Genomic DNA, 18440 nt, shown 5'->3' with positions numbered 1-18440 from the left:
TGGTCGGAAACGCAATACAACAATATGAGCCAAATGAGCCTTCAATTGTTATTAATCCATATAATACAAATCATATACTGGTTGGGTCAAATACTGATAATTATTACTACTCAATTGATGGTGGGATGAGCTGGCAACATGGTATTCTTGCTTCGACATACGGTGTCAATGGTGATCCCTGTGTTTTAGCTGATCAGAATGGTTATTACTATTTCCACCTCGTACCATATGGAAGTCGGATAGTGTGTCAAAAAACTTCATCATTACCCGGTACCTGGTCAAATGGCTCATACACTGGTTTAAATGGAACTAAAGAAAATGATAAAGAATGGGCTGCAGTAAACCAGGAGAATGGAAGCATTTACGTTACATGGGCTCAGTTTGATGATCACGGAAGTATAAATCCGGAAGATAGTTCAGAAATTCAATTATCTCGTTCAACAGATGGAGGCATAAACTGGGATACTCCGGTTGTTATAAGTGATAGAAAAGGAAATGCACAGGCAGGAAATTATAGTGATCATTCTCCAATGCCAGCAATCGGACCAAACAATGAGGTATATGTTACCTGGTGGAGTCCATACGGTCTTATGTTTGACAAATCCACTGATGGCGGAGTTACATGGCCGGAAGATGATGTCAACGTTTCGGGATTTCATATTGACTGGCTGGTATTCAACGTCCCGGGCGTTCAAATTGCCCCCGGTTTTCCAATAATTAATTGTGATCTTAGTTCTGGTGAAGATAATGGAAATATTTATATATGCTGGACAGATTCGCGAAGCGGTTACCAGGATACTGATGTGTGGTTAGTCAAGTCCACTGATAGTGGTACAAGCTGGTCTGATCCAATACGGGTTAACAACGATCCCCCGGGAAAACACCAGTTTTTTGCATGGATGACAATTGATCAGACAAATGGCAATTTATATTTTTTATTTTATGATCGCCGCAACTATACAAATCTTCAAACAGATGTTTACATGGCGTTATCAAGTGATGGAGGCGATTCGTTCATAAATTTTAAAGTAAGCGAAACCCCATTCACACCATCTCAATATAATTTTTTAGGTCATTATAACGGCGTTAGTGCACATAATAATATTGTGCGCCCTGTCTGGACCAGGATTGATAACAACCTTAACAGTTTGTGGACAGCACTTGTGGATAGTGTAACTTCAGTAGAAGAATATCCCGAGCAAATCGAAGTATTGAACTATAAACTTTTTCAGAATTATCCGAACCCGTTTAATCCAAATACGGTAATCGGTTATCAGTTATCTGTGATCAGTAATGTAACGCTGAAAGTTTACGATGTTCTGGGAAACGAAATTGCAACACTTGTCAACGAAGAAAAGCTTGCAGGAACTTACGAGGTCAATTTTGATGCGGCAGGACTACCAAGCGGGTTGTATCTCTATAAGCTGTCAGCGGGTGATATGTTTCAAATAAAGAAAATGGTTCTGCTAAAATAATAATCGTCTTTGAGCTTTATTGTTACACGTGATTAAAGTAGAATAAATATCACCGCTTCTTTGTTTAATTGAAAAATAAAAATCACAACAGATTTTTTATTTTTATGATTGATGTGTCTTTAATAACATATCGAACCTGTCCTAAAAATAAGGAGATCAAAAATGAAATACAGAATTCATCGCTTCCAGATCAATATGAAAGAAGATCAGGCAAAGCTCGAACTATTTCTAAATAAACTGGAAGGCGAGGTTGTATCAATTATTCCGAACGTTGCACCCGCATTATTGATTTTAGGCGGGAGTGCCAAGATTGATTTTCTGCTCATAGTTGAAAAGATAAAATAAACCCTGAATGCTTTGATTTGAATTAAAATAAATAATTAATCCTTTGAAAAATTTTATGAAACAAAAAATGAACAAGCTGGCTTTTGGTGTTTCTTTCGGTTTCACCGGTGGAGCAATAGCTGGAATTATTATCGGACTGCTTACAAAAGATATTGCCGTGTGGTTAGCCGTTGGTGTCGGATGCGGTATTGCCATCGGCGCCGGAATCGGCGGAATGCTGGAACAGCGATCTAATTTAAAGTAGAATTACATTGGTCTTCTTTTTTGTCTCAACACTTACCTTAAGTCTTGAAATCAACTAGTGCCGGACCCGATATGAACGACCCTGCCTGCGTTAATCAAATTTTGCTTTTAATTGATGATATATTTCAACTAAAGTTTTCAGGTTGCTCTCTTACTTATCAATGGGGTTGAAGTCTTTCCATTTATTGCTTATGTTTTAAATAAACTAAAGGAAGGCTGCAATGAAAAGATTATTACCGCTTATAATAATTTTATCGTTTACTTTTATCCGGGCTCAATCTTTCGAATGGGTTGATATTAAGCCGCTTAATTATCAGCTTAATCCAACCTATTTACATACTGCGGTTGCAATTGATAATTCAGGGAATCCCGTTTGTGCAAGACTTGTAAACTATCATCAGGTCTATGGCTCCACTATTTACGGCGATACAAAATTAGAGAAACGAAATTCTTCCGGTATATTAATCTGGGAGAGAACAATCTATGGTAAAACAGATATTTCTGAAATAAATATTGATGCAGATAACAATGTGGTCTGTATAGGCACTTTCAGAGATTCAGTAGTACTTGGTAATACAACTCTTTATCAAACCGAAATTAACCAGAACAGTTTTGTATTTAAAACAGATGTCTCTGGTAACTTTCTCTGGGTACTGGACGCAACGTCATTTGCACCACAACACAGCATTCTTACTGCGATGGAATTAAAGTCTTTAAATAATATTTTGATCGGGGCCACAAATTACAACGTCAATGCAAACATTTATGAATTCAATCCGGACGGAAATCTGATTTCTACAATCCTGCAGACTAATGTTGGAACAGTAAGCGATATCAGTGTTGATAATTCGGAAAATGTCTGGGTTACTGGTTTTGCTTTCAGCGGCCTGACTTCATTTAATGGTTTGGATACGATAGCCCCTTTTGCCTACAACGAATACGTTGTTAAATACAACTCTGCCGGAACTGCTCAGTGGGTAAACTTCATAGAGGATATCACGGTCCAGGATTTCAATATTGAAACGGATGCTTTTGGCAATGGGTACTTAAGCGGAAATATTTTTATTGAAACAAACTTCGGTAATCTTGTTGCACACGGTCCGCAGTGGGTTTACGATTTCTTCGTAACTAAAATCAGCCCCGATGGAAATTTTATCTGGCTGAATGAAATTCCGCAAGGGAATACACTTGGCGATGCAACTACCGGCAATTCAAATTTTCTTTTCTGTAATTCAAACGGGGACACATACCTGACTGGTTTCTTCAGAGGTACAATTAATTTTGGCAATGGAGTAATACTTAGCCCGGTTGTAGCAAACAATGATCTCTATGTTCTTAGCTACAATGCTGACGGCATTATTCAGTGGGCGAAAGCTGCGGGCAGTAATAATTACGATAACGGAAGCAGCATTACAGGCGATGCCGATGGAAATATTTATGTCGTCGGATTTGTTGGTGAAAACTCAGTCTTCGATACAATTACCTTCACCGGCAACTACCTGAATATTTTTCTTGCGAAGCTAAATTCAGGAAGTGTTGTTTCTGTTCAAGAAAACTCTAACGAAAACACCCCCGGCAGTTTTACACTTTACCAGAATTTTCCGAACCCGTTTAATCCGGTTACTAAAATAATATTCGCTATTCCATCAGTAGAGACGTCCCGGCGGGACGTCTTTACAACATTGAAAGTTTATGATGTTTTGGGAAATGAAATCGCAACACTTGTCAACGAAGAAAAGCTTGCAGGAACTTACGAAGTCAACTTTGATGCTAATGGACTACCAAGCGGTTTGTATTTCTACACTTTATCTGCATCCGGGTTCAGCGAAACAAAAAAGATGTTGGTGATTAAGTGACGTACTCAATTAATCAGAAATCCCGCCTTTGCGGGAATTTTATTGAAATAAATTATTATTCGATTGAGGAGTTATAATATTCATCAAGTTCCCACTTGAGCGGATTGTTTTTAATGTATTCTCTTATTCTTCTTAAATCATTTTCATTCCGGATAATGTAATCATAAAAACGCGGCTGCCATTGGAAATTTTCATAGCCGGATTTTCTGATTCGTTTTGTACAAATTGATTTGAATTGACCAATTACCGATCCTAAAGAATCCGGTTTAAGATTTGTAGAGACGGGTCGGTGACCCGTCTCGGGCTTCTTTGAGACGTCCCACCGGGACGTCTCTACAGTATTGTCGATTTTTTCCGGACCATTGATAATTATATTGCCGTGAAAATGGTTTGGCATTATCACATAATAATCCAAATCAACATTTCCTCTAATCTCTTTTGTTTTATTCCATTCTTCGTCTACAATTTTCCCCACATCGTTCAATATCATTTTACCGTCCTTAACATCTCCAAACCAACACTTCATTTTCTTTGTGCAGATGGTTACATAATACCACCACGGAGTTGAGTAATCCCAATCCTTTAATCGAGAAGAGTCAATCCTAAATTTATTTTTAAATAAAATCATTGCCATTTATTTATTTCGTAGAGACGGGTCGGTGACCCGTCTCTTGCTACTTTTAGGTTTGCTAACACGTAATGTTTTCTCGATAATTTTTCTGATTCCATCAGAAAACACTCGAAAACCGGGAAGGGTAAAGGTTCTCGAGTAATGCAATGTATCGAGAGAACCCTGGGAGACGTCCCGACGGGACGTCTCTACAACATTAAATGTGATTGAAAACTTTTCTACTTCTTATCCATTCCTTCGTGCATCATTTTATCCTGCGGCATCATTTTCATAATATCTGAGTTGGAAGTAAATCCCCAGTGCTCAACAGCTTTATCACCTTTGAAGCGGATAACATCTACTGAGTTCATTGTCATTTTGTGACCAGCCGGCATTCCCATTGCGGGTTCAGAAGTGGTGCCCGTGAAAGTCAGGTGAGCAAAAAGCATATCACCCGAAACGGCTATGCTGTGAACTTTCGCCTTCATATCGGGGAAAATTTTATGATACGCAGCAAAGTCCTCTTTGATGCGCTCAAGACCAGTTTTGGTTGACATCACAGGACTTGGATCGTGTTCGGTAAAGTCCGAGGCAATATATTTATCCAGCACATCGGTCTTTCCCGTGGTTAGCGCATTCAATACTTCGTTATAGATCATCTTGTATTTTGCGTCCATTGACACATTGTCCATATCCTGTGTATAAACAAATGCGGTAATTGAAAGGAATAACAGTAGAGTAAAAAGATATTTGTACATAACAAGCCTCCAAAAGTTTGTTGATGATTTTAATTGACGGACATTTAACTCAATCCGTATAGGTTGAAAATAAAATTTATTTGCTTTAAATCAACTATAGTTATTCGGCTACTTATTGGTAAACAATTCCCGGACACTGAAAGCAGAGCAAAGCAATCTAGATTCTAGATGCTGGATTAAGAGTAAGATTATGAGTAAGAGTAAGAATTAATACCGGCTTTTTACTAACGACATACAACCCGCCAGCTACTGATCTCTCCTGTTGCTATGAGCTAATCCAAAATAATTATGGATAAGTTGAATGGGGTTGCTAACTTTGGCAAACACAATTTCCGGTAAAAATATTTATACGACCGGGGAGCAATTAAACAAATATGATAACCTGTAAAAACTGTAATAATCAATTCGAGGGAAACTTCTGCAACAACTGCGGACAAAGCGCAGATACACAACGACTGGATTTTAAATTCCTGCTGAAAAATCTGCGTAAAAATTTTCTTCATTATTTTCATAAAGGAATTTTCTATACTTCCCGTCAGCTGTTTACAAGACCCGGACAATCTATCCGCGAATACATTGAAGGTAAACGAGTAAATCATTTTGAGCCCATAGCTCTGTTATTAGCATTTGCCGCATTTTATGGTGTGCTGTATCATACATTCGGTATCAATCTGTTTTCAGGAATTTCTGATAGTGCTGTGGATGGAAAGCTCGATCTTAGAAGCGTGGGCAACTGGATCGCTGATCATTTTGCCATAGTTAATCTTCTATTCGTTCCGGTTTATTCGATAGGTTCGTATTTATCGTTCCGGAAACAGGGTTATAATTTTTATGAGCACATTTACCTAAATACTTTTCTTGCCAGCCAGAGACTGCTGATAAGGATTGCAACATTCCCGCTGCTTGTTATTTTAGATGGAACTGAAAACATTTTCCTTTTCAGAGATATGCTTATCCTTGCAGATATAATATTAATGGTCTGGAGCTACACACAATTCTTTAATAAAGTTAAAAGAATAAAAGCAGTTCTTCTCAGTGTACTATGCTATGCAATATTCTTTGTGATTTTGATTGGAATAATAACGGTAGTCATTGTTCTGTTATAACCGCGTTTAATTATTCCGGATAGGAACTGGATTGCAAACTCTGATATTGGAGACTGGATGTCAGATTCCGGATACCAGACACCAGATTGTGACTTCATCATTCGAAAACTGAATATCGAAAATCGATTAACGAATTTTGAATATCGAAATTCTGCCTAAAAAAATAATCCCGCCTCTGTTTGGGGTTTAGTAAACTAAAAGCAACGAATAAGATTTTAACAATGATAGGCTGTTTATAGGCCGTTTGTAGGCTGTTTGTAGGCCGTTAGACAGTATTTATTTATATTATTCAGAACAAATTATAAAGAGCATGGCAAGATTAGAGAAAAAAGTATTGGGGGAATTAAGCGGCAGGATTGGAGATATTGTCGGTAGAACAAGATACGGTAAGTATTATATTTCAGCCCGCCCTGCCAAATACAGAATGAGTAAAGCTCCTCACGAAGTTGATAAAAGGAACCGCTTTAAGGTAAACGGACTTTTTGCAAAAGCAATTAAGGAGAGGGATGTCCTATACAGGATATGGGATCTGAAGAAAGCACCTGCATCCAGCGCCTACAATAAAATCTGCAAGGTGAACTTTAAACTTTGCGGCACCGAGCGTCCTACCGATAAGAACTTAATAACACCGGACGGATTTCCGCTGCCCGTGGAAAGCATAACCTTCCTCCCGGGTAAAATTGAAGCCGAGCTGATGCCGTTTGATATACTGCCAAATGAAAAGAGAGTTGTCTTTATTTTGCTGGCTAGCTTTTACGAACCGAAGAAACAAGAGCTCCCCTACTTTAGCCTTAAGCATATTACAAGCTACGACCTGGATGAACTAAAGCTTACCTTTAATCTTAACTCCACTGATAAGCAGATTGCAGATCTGTATAACAAGAGTACGGTCTTCCTTGCCGCTGTTACCGAAGATGCAAATGGTAATATACTGCGCTGGTCTGAATCGGTTGGCAGAGAGTTATAAGATAACCATAAGCAGAATCTGATGGCAGATACCTCGACGTAGTCCGAAGGACGAATACGGGGATACTAAATGCCGGATGCCGGATAACAGATGCCGGGTCGGAAATGTTATCACAAACTCGGCGTTATTTAGATATCCGCCCCGGATAGGGCGGATATCATTTCTACAACTTACCAGAAACTTATTATTCCTTTTGCTGCCAGGTAAGGAATGATAAGATAAATTAATGTATCTCTTACAGCATAATAAGAAATAATTATCAGCAGGAACTTCCATCCTCTTCTTTTGAACAGCTCTTTTAAACCATGATCTTTTACAATTATTATACTATCGATTATATAGTATTTATAAAATCTTACCAGAATAAATTTATCCGCTACATTTGAAATCTCTTTCATCATAAAACAAGCTCTCCGGTTAATAATTCTTTTCTATCACACCAACTTGTTTTTTAGGCGGCAGTGGAATTATCTGAGATACTTCCTGCTGGTATCTTTTATATTCTTCACCATGGAATCTTACCATATCGCGTTCTTCGAGCTGGATTGCAACAAGAATATATCCTGTAGTTGCTAATGCAAAAAGAAGATGCCCGGCTGTCATATGAGGAGTTGCCCAGAAAGCAATTATGAATCCAAGCATAAGCGGATGTCTTACAACTTTATAGAACAGAGGCTTTACAAACTGAGGCGGTTTTGGTTCACTGTTTTTCATATTCAAATAAACCTGCTGAAGTCCGAAAAGGTTGAAATGATTTATGAGAAATGTTCCGATCAGAACAATAAACCAGCCTGCAAAATAAAGTGTGTTCATAAACAGTACGAATAATTCATTTTCCACATTCCATATTGTGCCCGTCATTGGTCTCCAGTAATAAAAAAGAAGTATAAGCACTAAACTGGAGATCAAAACAAACGTACTTCTCTCAATTGATTTAGGAACTATTTTTGTCCACCACTTTTTAAAACCCTGCCTTGCCATAACACTATGCTGAGCGGCAAAAAGTGAAAGCAGTAAAATATTTATCAGCCAAGCATTGTCTGTCCCGCCCTGGGTTCCGGAATCAATTGATTTGGGAACCAATAAGTTTCCGACAAATCCTATTGCATAAAGAAAAGTTCCCAGAAAAATAAAATAGCTCACCGCCCCATAAACCAATGCAAGAAATTTGCCCAGACCGCTTCTGTTTTGATTTTGCATTATATCCTCCATTTATTTTTGATTAGATATTGTTTAAGAAAAACATCTGCCTGATTATTTACAGATATAAGGATCGAGCACATTCACTTCGATAATCCTATCAACCGGGATATTATTTCTTCCAGCTGCTTTGCGTACCGCTTCAGGTGTTAGTGCTTCATATATGCAGTAAGACTTCTTCCTGTCATCACTCACAAAAGAATACAGCCAGGTAACATTGCATTCGAAATTATTGTTGATAAAGCTCGCCCGATCTTTTTCACCATTTGCAGGGAGCTTCAGATTCCCAATAAAAGTTCTTTCAATTAAATAACGCGGCATACTGTCACCTTATTTTTCCGTTGTTAATTTCTGATGTAAATATGGGATGAAGAGAGAAGAAAGAAATGAGTAGAATTACCTAATTTATTTTGTGAGCCTGCTTATATTTTAATATGGTTCTGATGTACCAGTGCGGCTGCTTCAGTGCGGGTATGAATATTTAATTTGGAGAATATTGTGGAGATATGATTTTCAACTGTTCTTGCAGAAATGTATAATTTATTTCCGATCTCTGAATTACTTAATCCGTTTGCTACCAGCTCAAGTATTTCTACCTGACGGCCTGTAAGTCCCGACGGATTTTCTTTTGTCGATTTCCTCGGACCTTTTGGAATATTTTTAATCCCCGATTTCCTCATCTTCTGTTTTATAAGCTGAGATGCTGCCGAAGCACCAAGCTTTTCAAATATCTCAACTGCTTTTTTCATTGTCTTTTCGTTTCCATCTGATAGCGCAAGTGCCTGTTCATACGGACATTTTAAATTTTCCCATAGTTCAGATGCTTCAGCCCATTTCCCTTCGATCTGCAATAAGTACGGTTCTGCAATTGGTTCCGGTATCTTCTGAAGTTTTCCTCCCTTCCATAACCAGAAGGCTATCTCACCAATTGCCCATGGATTATTGCTGACTTTTACCAGATCATATGCTGTAATTAATTCCTCAACATTGGTCTGAAGTTCGTTCTTTAACCAGAAGGCTTCAGCACGTGCGGCTTTAACTTTGACAATTTTCATCAGCTCGCCTGTATCGTAAACCATTTCATCCGCTTCATCAAGAAGCTGAAATGCGCCGGGGTCATTTCTTCTTGCTCTTATTAATCCGATTACCGTTACAGGTAATAGTTTGTCCATAACCGGTGCATTTTTATTCTCATAAACTTCGTAGGATACTTCAAATGCTTCATCCCAGTTGCCCATGTGTAATTTTATTTGTGCTACTTCCCCGGCAACGCATAAGCTTGCAAGTTTAATATCCTTTTCATTTGCATAGTCAACGGCATCTGAGAAAAACTTGTCAGCTTTAGAAAGATGCCTCTTGTACATATAGGCTGTCCCAAGATTTACATAAGCCCTGCAGACATGTTCATGCAAATCATTCTGAAGAGAAAGCTCAAGACTTTTCCTGAGATATTTTTCTCCGGGATCATCAGACGCAAACATTTTTGACGCGCCTATATTATTAAGTGCGTGTGCTTCAATCTCAACATCATTAATACTTTTAGCGATCTCTACTGCTTTTTCTCCCCACTTAACTGCTTCGCTTGTTTTTTCCCTTAGCATATATATTTGGGAGAAATTGCTATATGACATCGCAAGCTGCTTGCCTGGAGGAAATTTCTCAAGAGTCTCAATGGCTTTTAATATATATTCTTCTCCTTTCTTATCTTTACCATAGTACCATAATAATCTTGATAATCTTCTGAAATTCTCTCCTTCACGTATAGGATCATGATGATCTTTAAGAATTTCTATTGCCGATTTGCATGACTGAATACCTTCTTCAATTCTTGCTGTAAGGTAACATTCATGAGCATAGCCTTCCAGTATATCAAGCCGTTCGTTAGAAGAAAGATGCTCTGAAAACTGAAGCGCAGTCATATAATGTTTTAATGCCTGCTCATGAGCACCAAGCCTTGCGGCTTGTTTTGCAGCAAGCGGTGCATACTTAAGAATAACATCCGTGTTAGCCGTCTTTGCTGCATGATGCATTATCCGGGCAAGAAATGGAGCGATGTTTTTTTGACCAAGCAGGATGTTCAATACAGCAGTATTTTTTTCAAATCTTTTTGATTCTGATAATGATTCTTCAACTGCAATTTGCAGCAGCTCATGCCTGAATGACACAGAATCATTTTCAACTTTAAGGATCCCGGAATCAACTGCTTCATCAATCACATTATAATTTTTTATAAGAAGATTGATCAGCCACTTATCAACCGAACCCGGTATGACTGAAAAAGTTTCAACAGCAGAACGCGCCTCTGGAGATAAACGGCTCAACCGGAATATCATAAGATCTTTAACTGTTGCAGGAATGTTTTCCTCGTCGTTCATTAATAATTCTGTTATAAGGAAAGGATTGCCGCTGGTCCTTTTAAATATTGAGCCTCCATCCCTGCCGAAACTTTTTGCAAGATCATTTACTGCATTAATTGAAAGAGGAGGGAGCTCGAAACGTTTTAAATATTTAGTCGGGATGTTGCTTAAAGACAATCTTAACGGGTGTGTGGGACCGATCTCATCATTCCGGTAAGTTATTATCAAAAGACTTTTGTACTTATTAATTCTTTTTGCTAAAAATATTATAAAATCAAATGTTGATTCATCAGCCCAGTGCACATCTTCTATTACAATAATGTTTGGTTCTTCCTTGTGTATCTCATTAAGGAATTCATTAAAAATGGACGGGCGCGGTGCTTCCTGTTCAAGCTTATCAATAATTTTGCTTTTCATCTTGCCGGCAATATCGTATAAGGGTGCAAGAGGACGCGGAGTGAACAAAGCATCGCAGGCTCCCCAATAAATTTTTGCTTTATCTGCCTGAAGCTGTGTAAATGTTTCCACGAGTGACGTTTTTCCTATACCCGCATCACCGCAAATCACTGCTGCCTGTCCTTTACCGGAAACAGCATTCCGGAATTGACTGGTTAATCCAGACAGATATTCCTCTCGTTCTAATAGTGTCATTAGTTTATTCTTAGTCCAGGTTTTCTCTAAATATAGCGACTACATTAATATTTGACAAAGAATAAAAGTTGCGAATTGCAACAGGATGCTGATGTCATTGCGCCCCGACTTCACCGGGAGAAGCAATCTTTGATACTGGATGACCGTGTCATTGCGAGGAGTAGAACGACGAAGCAATCTTTAATCCCGAACTATAACTTCATCATTTGTACGTTTCGTCATACCGGCCTCGATTTTCTTCGGGGTAAACTCCGATCCGGAATCTGACGTCGAATAGAATATCCAATCCGCCTATTCGGCGGACAGGCATCGAACAAGGAATATTGAATTTCGAAGTTCTACTCGTCTTTCATCTCTCGTCTCGCTTCTTACTTCTTTAGTTTTCCATCTACCATCCGTCTTCGCTAAAGCTTCGCCGGACAGGTCAAACAATTTCCGTCTTAATTCTCGCGTCTCAATTCTTGCTTTTCATCTTGTCATCCTGAGCCTGCCTGCCCCGAGTAAGCTTAACCTGAGCTTGCCGAAGGATCGAAGGGTCGAAGGATTACAAATTAATTATTGATGAAATGAAAAGGAGTGGTTAAGTTTGTATACTAATAAACATAATTGAGAGGAATGAAATTAATGGCTACAGATCTCAAATCGTCTATCCAAGAAGAACAAGCCAAGATAAAATTTGTAGATACTAAAAAGATTTTTTCTGAGCTAATACAATCCAACCAATATGTAGGAGAATTATTCTCGATAAATTACGAAACTGCAAGAGTTCAAATTCATGATAATGAAAGGAGGAATGTTGGTGGAATTCCCAGTTTATGTTTTTTAATTGCTACACGAGTTAATCCTTCGATCGAAAATGATTTTAAGGAAGAAGACACATCGGTTATTCTTCTAAGGGTAATGGATGCTGCTCAATTACCTAATAGTGCTGAAGCAGAAAGGATACGAGTTGAAGCTGCACAAAGAATCAGTGGAGAGATAGAAAAACATTGGGATTCAGATGGGGCGATGGATACTAAAACTAGAGTATATTTAGGTTATGCTGCTGTTCAATGTCGAATTATAGGTATTTTTTTTCTTGAAGATGATGAAACGAATCCAGAGGCTCCTTTACAAATTAAGTTTGGAAGTGATATTTCTAACTATTATCCAAACCGAGGACTAAAAGTTTATAAGCCGAATGCGAAATCTCTCGAGAGAATAGTAAGCTATGTTGATCCTAAAAATATTCAAGACCATTGGGAAAAATATAATAATCGTTCAACTGTAGAATTAGGTCATATACGATATGCTTCTACGAATCGAAAATATCAAGCTATTGGTAATGTGCCTGTTTCAATGTACCCTGCAGATTTATTATCACAAAAAACTGCATTGTTTGGAATGACCAGAACTGGAAAGTCAAACACTACAAAAATAATTGCCAAGGCAATTTATAAGTTGCGATACCCAATAAATAAAGAGGAAAAAGCTCTTCGTATTGGGCAACTTGTGTTTGATCCAAATGGTGAATATGCAAATGAAAATGTTCAGGATAACAGCAATGCTCTTAAGAATATTTGGCAAATAAGATGTCAAACTGAGGATGAGGAAGAAAGAAAAAAGTACAAAGACAATGAAGTCGTTACATATGGTATTTCGAATCATCCAAATGACTTAGACAGAAAACTAATGCTCCTGAATTTTTATTTAGGTGAAAATCTTCAAATCGGAAAAGAAATTATTGACAATTCATTTAAACGAGATGAAGCGAAGTTTATTGAAAATTTCAAACAAGTAATATTTGATAAACCAGAAGAGACTGACAGAAGCGCAATTACAAGATATAATCGTAAAGTGCTAGCATATAGGGCATTACTTGCTAAGGCACAGTTTAGCATTCCCAATAATCTTCAAGTTTCAACTCGAGGGTTATTTGCTAATGAACTTTTCGAGGGGAGGCCGCGTGCGCGTGATGTTCAAGAGAGATTTAATGGAATGTTAAATGCAACTAGTGATCCGAATAATGCTTCTAGGTACCAATCTGCTTCAAGGATTTTCCAATCCGCATCTCCCTCTTTGACAAGTTTAGCAAATGCATTTGAAATTCTATATGACTTTATGAAAACTGCTGAATACCAAGCATTTGACAGGTGGTATATTGGGCAAAGCTCGTCAGGAGATAATTGGGCAGATCAAGATTTATTGAAAATTTTAGAAATGTTATACAGACCAAATGGTGCGAAACAAATTGGTAAAGTAAGTGATAATCATTCTCCCTCAACAACCTCCGACTACGCAGAAGACATTTATAATGACCTCATAAATGGGAAATTAGTAATTATAGATCAATCAATTGGTGACCCAATCCTCAATAAGTCTACAGCTGATAGAGTTATGGGTTTAGTATTTCAAAAAAATCTCGAGAGATTTAGAAACGGAGAAGTGCCTCCAGAAATAATTGTATATATTGAAGAGGCACACAATATCCTTCCTGCAGGCTCAGATTTAGATTTAAAGGATACTTGGGTTCGAACAGCAAAAGAGGGTGCTAAACTAAGAATTGGATTAGTATACGCAACACAAGAAGTTAGTAGTATTCAAAGAAACATTCTTAAAAATACTGCAAATTGGTTTATAGGACATTTGAACAATACTGACGAAACTAAAGAATTGTGTAAATACTACGATTTTATAGATTTTGAACCATCCATCAGAAGAGCACAGGACAAAGGATTTTTGAGAGTTAAAACATTAAGTAATCCATTTGTTATTCCGGTACAGATAAAATTATTTGATGTAACGGAGGAATAATGCCTTTTGAAAATGAATTTGCTGGTTATGAACCACTAAGAAGAATATTAGAAAGTCCCAAAGTAAAAGCATTACAAAATAGACTAAGGGTTAGAAAGAAAGATGCAAGAGAAAAAGATATAAAAGAAAAGATTATTGAAAAAGAAAAAGTGAGGCCAAGTGATTTTCAACCAGATATGGTTTTAGCAATTGATGGCAGTTATCAAGAAGTAAAAGTTGAAAATGGGTTTCCTGGCGCAACCATTGGGTACATAACTGTTGCTTCAGTTTTACTCTTCTTAGATAAAATTAGAGTTCATTCTAAAGAAGAATTTATTGATCCTAAAAAATTTCGTGAAACAGAAAAAGCCGCAACCATAGATACTGTTTTTCCAGGATGTAATGTTATTATTGATGATGAGGGTTCAGCAAAGGCTTCGATGCGAAAAACCTTGTTTGAGGAGTTAAATAATTATTCTGTGTTTGATGGTTCAGAAACGCTTCTAAATACATATGAACAATTATTGAAGATAAAGATAGAAAAGGATAGCGGAGGAAGACCGGCCAAATGTCCAAATGAAGATTGCGATGCTGACTACACTTATAATTTTGGAGAATACACTTGTCCGGTTTGCAAAGGTAAATTGTATTCAACAGATGCATTAAGACTTCATGAACTTATGAGCAGCGTAAGTTCTAATGGAGAAATGTTTGGGCAAATTATGTCTGCATTAGAGAGAGTTATATTAATACATGTTTTAAGATCTTTTGAAAAACTTAATTGGATTGGGACTCTTAAAAGAGTAGCCTTTTTTTTAGACGGACCGTTGGCTGCATTTAGTACTGCATCTTGGTTAGCTAAGTCTATTATTCATGAACTAAAGCGAATAAATGAAGTAGCTAATAAAATAAACAGACAAGATTTAATAATTATTGGTATAGAGAAAACAGGAACCTTTTTTAATCATTTTGAAGAAATAGATATTTCAAATACTGGGGAGAAGGATATATTCCCACACCAAACTGCTTTACTATTATTTGAGGATTACATTCGAAAGAATATAATTTTTTCAGAAAGTAATAAAACCTATGGTCAGGATACATATTTTGGCAGGAAGTTTTTTTATAAAACTTCAAACGGATATAGAATAGTTCCTAGCCTTGCATTTTATAATTCTCATCAACAAAATATACGTACTGCAACCCCGGATCAATTTCCTCGACTTGCCGACGTTATGAGTATTCTTGATCAATTAGTATCAAGTAGGTTTCCTCATTCAGTAATCCCATTGATATCTGCTCACGCCGAAGCATCAATACCACTAAATCTGGGTAAAAAAATCTTTGAAGACATTGCCAGAGAAATCAGAAATAAAAATTAAATGCAGAATTATATTAAAATATTAAACGGTCGTAGCTCTGCTGAGTCAAGGTGGCTTAGGTTTGGTCCTTACTATGCAATGTTTCCGATGAAGTTCGCATTTAAAGTCATTAATAATTACAGTAATGAGGGCGATTTTATACTTGATCCTTTTTCCGGTCGTGGTACAAGTATTATTGCTGCAAGTTTACTCAATAGAAAAAGTGTGGGAATTGAAATTAATCCTCTTGGTTGGATTTATACTAAGGTTAAACTTAACCCTTCAAGCAAAAACAGAGTAATAAATAGATTAGATTCAATTTATAAATTATCTCATAAAAACCGATCTGAAATAAAAGGATATCCAAAGTTTTATAAAATGTGTTTTTGTGGCGAGGTATTAACATTTTTAATTACTGCTAGAAATGAATTAAATTGGAAATTTTCGCCAGTTGATAGAACTTTAATGAGTTTTCTTCTTGTTTATCTTCACGGGAAAATCGGAGAAGGTCTTTCTAATCAAATGATGATGACGAAATCAATGGGTGACAACTATTCTATTAAATGGTGGAGAGAACACAAATTAAACAATCCACCCAAAATAAATCCTTATGAATTTATTAAATCAAGAGTTGAGTGGAGATATGAAAAAGGCAGGCTAAATTTAAATCATAATGAAGTTCATTTGGGTGATTCATCGAAAATTCTTAAAAGTATAGATAAAAAGTTTAACCTATTATTTACTTCTCCACCCTACTGGTCATTAACTGATTATCATGTTGATCAGTGGTTAAGATTGTGGCTTCTTGGCTATGATTTAAAGCCAAAAACAAATAAGAATAAATACAAGGGACGATTTGTTTCAAAAGCAAACTATAGAAAGCTTTTAGATGATGTGTTTTTTCAAACGTCCAAATTGATGAAAAAAAATAGCGTTATATATGTACGAACAGATTCTCGTAGTTTTACTCTAAGTACAACAAAAGAAATTTTAACAAAATATTTTCCCAGACATCAGATAAACATTAAAAGAAAACCTTTTCGCAAGAAAACTCAAACAGAGCTATTTGGAAACAAAACGAAAAAATCCGGTGAAATAGACATCATTTTAACTCCTTAAATATTCATGAATTCCTTCTTTCCAAAAACCACATTTAAAGTTGATGATATAATTTCTTATGTAGAATTAATCGAAGAAAGAACTATTGATGTACAAAAAGGGAAAGTGTTTTAGTTGTGCGTAAAACGATACAAATATTGCTTTTTATAATTTCCTATGTGCCACTCTATTTAATTTTATTTTTTCAAAATCTTGATGATAGTTTTATAAATCAAGATGGCAATTTTGTTGGATGGACTGCTGTCCTTCAACAAAACAAAATCTCATTCACATTATTATTACTAATAATAATTTCAATTAGTTTATATTTCGTCCTTTACCGTATAGTATTAAAAAGCTCAAGTATCCCAATTATTGTGGTTCAAATTCAAGACAATCATGATGAGCACCTTTCATATTTAGCAACATATATACTTCCTTTTGTAGGCCTAAACTTTGATAGTTGGCAAAATATTGTTTCAACCATATCACTATTTTATGTTCTTGGTCATATCTATATAAAAACAAACCTAATCTTAACAAATCCTACTTTAACGTTTTTGGGGTTTTCCATTTCAAAAATTTCAGACGAGAAGAATAATTCCAAAATAGTAATACATAAAAGTGAATTGAAAATAGATCAAGAACAACTTTTTATCCACCTAACAAAAAACATATACATTTTAAAATGACAAAAGAAAACCTTTTAAAGAGCTTGGAATCTTTCGAACAAAATGAAATTCCGAGTGTTGAAATTTTTATTTTGGATCAACCGCTTAAGTACGAATCGGGAATGATATTCTGCAATGTTTATGGGGGTCGCATGCATAAGGATATGCCAAGACAAATTCTTGAGACATTTTATCCTAAAATAAAAAGAGTTCTTATTAACAAAGATTATATCCTCCAGAACTACAACCCATCCCTTTTACCAGATCGGGATGTGATATGGCAATACCCCAGTAGTGAGGTTCCATTCTATAATTTTATAATTGATCAAATAGATGAAAACGAAGATAATTATTATGATGATGAAACATTATCCTATGAGAATATTTGGGCGATATGGATAAAAATACGAATTCGAAAAAAAAACATTTACATTTTAAAGAAAATTACTCCCTCTAAAGTAATAACCTCGGGTGGTAGTTTAGCTTGGGTTTTTAGTGGTAATGCATTTCGAAGATTAGAGGATGATGTTCTTACGCTGGATGGTACTTTTGATGTATTAAGCTGTGAAAACACTTTGATCTTTGAGAATAAACAAAAATTTGAAACCGTTTTACTATATGACATAATCTTACAAGAATCGGCAAGTGAAACACTTGAAGAGATAAAAAAAATCAACCTAGTTGAGAATTTTGAGGAATTAAAGGATATGCTGGGCGACGATAAACATTCAATACGAAAACTTAATAAGCTCAAACAAAAAAAGTACTTTAGTGAGAAAACCTTTAATGATTATTACAAAATAATAAAAGATTATAATGTCGGTGTGAAAGTAAATATTAAGAATAAAAAATTTATTGTTTTAAATAAAGCTCAAGCAAAGTTATTAGTTAAAGTTTTAAATGATGATTATTTAAAATCCGAGTTGACTGATATAAAGTATGCAGCCAATAGCAAGGAAACTTTATAATT

At 36.2% G+C, this 18440-nt stretch carries 17 protein-coding genes; 11 read left to right on the top strand and 6 right to left on the bottom strand.

Translation table 11 applies throughout. The annotated features are described in order from the left end of the window. Positions 1-899 precede the first annotated feature (899 nt). From IPM14_01785 to IPM14_01770, 4 genes are all read left to right on the top strand, one after another. Positions 900-1475 (top strand): T9SS type A sorting domain-containing protein, encoded by a 576-nt coding sequence (locus IPM14_01785; protein MBK9096854.1) that lies wholly within the window; start codon positions 900-902, stop codon positions 1473-1475. A 162-nt stretch (positions 1476-1637) separates the two neighbouring features. Next, the gene (locus IPM14_01780; GenBank protein MBK9096853.1) at positions 1638-1820 is read left to right on the top strand and encodes a hypothetical protein; all 183 of its coding nucleotides are present in this window, start codon (positions 1638-1640) and stop codon (positions 1818-1820) included. 55 nt (positions 1821-1875) lie between these two features. Further along, on the top strand, positions 1876-2064 hold the full coding sequence (locus IPM14_01775; protein ID MBK9096852.1) for a glycine zipper family protein: 189 nt from the start codon (positions 1876-1878) through the stop codon (positions 2062-2064). Between the two features lie 220 nt (positions 2065-2284). After that, the gene (locus IPM14_01770; protein MBK9096851.1) at positions 2285-3919 is read left to right on the top strand and encodes a T9SS type A sorting domain-containing protein; all 1635 of its coding nucleotides are present in this window, start codon (positions 2285-2287) and stop codon (positions 3917-3919) included. Between the two features lie 55 nt (positions 3920-3974). On the opposite strand, the gene IPM14_01765 is transcribed toward IPM14_01770, so the two are convergent. Continuing rightward, the gene (locus IPM14_01765) at positions 3975-4553 is read right to left on the bottom strand and encodes a transposase (GenBank protein MBK9096850.1); all 579 of its coding nucleotides are present in this window, start codon (positions 4551-4553) and stop codon (positions 3975-3977) included. A 215-nt stretch (positions 4554-4768) separates the two neighbouring features. Then, entirely contained in the window at positions 4769-5287 is a 519-nt protein-coding gene (locus IPM14_01760; GenBank protein MBK9096849.1) for an ester cyclase, read from the bottom strand. Positions 5288-5661: 374 nt separating this feature from the next. On the opposite strand from IPM14_01760, the gene IPM14_01755 reads away from it, so the two are divergent. Together IPM14_01755 and IPM14_01750 are read left to right on the top strand one after the other, a co-directional pair. Then, positions 5662-6393: a DUF3667 domain-containing protein gene (locus tag IPM14_01755; protein MBK9096848.1), complete on the top strand. Its 732-nt coding sequence runs from the start codon at positions 5662-5664 to the stop codon at positions 6391-6393. Between the two features lie 310 nt (positions 6394-6703). Then, positions 6704-7360, top strand: coding sequence for a hypothetical protein (locus IPM14_01750; protein MBK9096847.1), 657 nt, complete (start codon positions 6704-6706; stop codon positions 7358-7360). Between the two features lie 170 nt (positions 7361-7530). On the opposite strand, the gene IPM14_01745 is transcribed toward IPM14_01750, so the two are convergent. The 4 genes from IPM14_01745 to IPM14_01730 all read right to left on the bottom strand — a co-directional run bounded on the left by IPM14_01745 (position 7531) and on the right by IPM14_01730 (position 11568). Beyond that, positions 7531-7761, bottom strand: coding sequence for a hypothetical protein (locus IPM14_01745; protein ID MBK9096846.1), 231 nt, complete (start codon positions 7759-7761; stop codon positions 7531-7533). A gap of 16 nt (positions 7762-7777) precedes the next feature. Next, positions 7778-8572 (bottom strand): isoprenylcysteine carboxylmethyltransferase family protein, encoded by a 795-nt coding sequence (locus IPM14_01740; protein MBK9096845.1) that lies wholly within the window; start codon positions 8570-8572, stop codon positions 7778-7780. Between the two features lie 42 nt (positions 8573-8614). Continuing rightward, the gene (locus tag IPM14_01735) at positions 8615-8881 is read right to left on the bottom strand and encodes a DUF4242 domain-containing protein (GenBank protein MBK9096844.1); all 267 of its coding nucleotides are present in this window, start codon (positions 8879-8881) and stop codon (positions 8615-8617) included. A 101-nt stretch (positions 8882-8982) separates the two neighbouring features. Beyond that, positions 8983-11568 (bottom strand): AAA family ATPase, encoded by a 2586-nt coding sequence (locus IPM14_01730; protein ID MBK9096843.1) that lies wholly within the window; start codon positions 11566-11568, stop codon positions 8983-8985. Positions 11569-12192: 624 nt separating this feature from the next. Here IPM14_01730 and IPM14_01725 point away from each other — a divergent pair. The 5 genes from IPM14_01725 (at position 12193) to IPM14_01705 (ending at position 18438) form a co-directional block, all read left to right on the top strand. Beyond that, a complete protein-coding gene (locus tag IPM14_01725) occupies positions 12193-14361 on the top strand; it encodes a DUF87 domain-containing protein (protein ID MBK9096842.1) in 2169 nt (722 codons plus the stop codon). After that, a complete protein-coding gene (locus IPM14_01720; protein MBK9096841.1) occupies positions 14361-15722 on the top strand; it encodes a DNA double-strand break repair nuclease NurA in 1362 nt (453 codons plus the stop codon). Before IPM14_01725 ends, IPM14_01720 begins: the two co-directional genes overlap by 1 nt. Then, the gene (locus IPM14_01715) at positions 15723-16820 is read left to right on the top strand and encodes a site-specific DNA-methyltransferase (protein ID MBK9096840.1); all 1098 of its coding nucleotides are present in this window, start codon (positions 15723-15725) and stop codon (positions 16818-16820) included. A 116-nt stretch (positions 16821-16936) separates the two neighbouring features. Beyond that, positions 16937-17491 carry a hypothetical protein gene (locus IPM14_01710; protein ID MBK9096839.1) on the top strand — a complete coding sequence of 185 codons (555 nt, stop codon included), beginning with the start codon at positions 16937-16939 and terminating at the stop codon, positions 17489-17491. Continuing rightward, on the top strand, positions 17488-18438 hold the full coding sequence (locus tag IPM14_01705; protein ID MBK9096838.1) for a DUF4868 domain-containing protein: 951 nt from the start codon (positions 17488-17490) through the stop codon (positions 18436-18438). Before IPM14_01710 ends, IPM14_01705 begins: the two co-directional genes overlap by 4 nt. The last annotated feature ends 2 nt before the right edge of the window (positions 18439-18440 follow it).

The sequence above is a fragment of the bacterium genome (assembly GCA_016716565.1).
Lineage (GTDB): Bacteria > Bacteroidota > Ignavibacteria > Ignavibacteriales > Ignavibacteriaceae > IGN2.
Note: the sequence above shows the minus strand (reverse complement) of the source record. Positions and strands in the feature narration are given on the sequence as shown.

Coding starts and splice junctions, on each gene's coding strand:
- IPM14_01785 (MBK9096854.1), top strand. CDS start 900: ATGACAATTGATCAGACAAATGGCAATTTATATTTTTTATTTTATGAT.
- IPM14_01780 (MBK9096853.1), top strand. CDS start 1,638: ATGAAATACAGAATTCATCGCTTCCAGATCAATATGAAAGAAGATCAG.
- IPM14_01775 (MBK9096852.1), top strand. CDS start 1,876: ATGAAACAAAAAATGAACAAGCTGGCTTTTGGTGTTTCTTTCGGTTTC.
- IPM14_01770 (MBK9096851.1), top strand. CDS start 2,285: ATGAAAAGATTATTACCGCTTATAATAATTTTATCGTTTACTTTTATC.
- IPM14_01765 (MBK9096850.1), bottom strand. CDS start 4,553: ATGGCAATGATTTTATTTAAAAATAAATTTAGGATTGACTCTTCTCGA.
- IPM14_01760 (MBK9096849.1), bottom strand. CDS start 5,287: ATGTACAAATATCTTTTTACTCTACTGTTATTCCTTTCAATTACCGCA.
- IPM14_01755 (MBK9096848.1), top strand. CDS start 5,662: ATGATAACCTGTAAAAACTGTAATAATCAATTCGAGGGAAACTTCTGC.
- IPM14_01750 (MBK9096847.1), top strand. CDS start 6,704: ATGGCAAGATTAGAGAAAAAAGTATTGGGGGAATTAAGCGGCAGGATT.
- IPM14_01745 (MBK9096846.1), bottom strand. CDS start 7,761: ATGATGAAAGAGATTTCAAATGTAGCGGATAAATTTATTCTGGTAAGA.
- IPM14_01740 (MBK9096845.1), bottom strand. CDS start 8,572: ATGGAGGATATAATGCAAAATCAAAACAGAAGCGGTCTGGGCAAATTT.
- IPM14_01735 (MBK9096844.1), bottom strand. CDS start 8,881: ATGCCGCGTTATTTAATTGAAAGAACTTTTATTGGGAATCTGAAGCTC.
- IPM14_01730 (MBK9096843.1), bottom strand. CDS start 11,568: ATGACACTATTAGAACGAGAGGAATATCTGTCTGGATTAACCAGTCAA.
- IPM14_01725 (MBK9096842.1), top strand. CDS start 12,193: ATGGCTACAGATCTCAAATCGTCTATCCAAGAAGAACAAGCCAAGATA.
- IPM14_01720 (MBK9096841.1), top strand. CDS start 14,361: ATGCCTTTTGAAAATGAATTTGCTGGTTATGAACCACTAAGAAGAATA.
- IPM14_01715 (MBK9096840.1), top strand. CDS start 15,723: ATGCAGAATTATATTAAAATATTAAACGGTCGTAGCTCTGCTGAGTCA.
- IPM14_01705 (MBK9096838.1), top strand. CDS start 17,488: ATGACAAAAGAAAACCTTTTAAAGAGCTTGGAATCTTTCGAACAAAAT.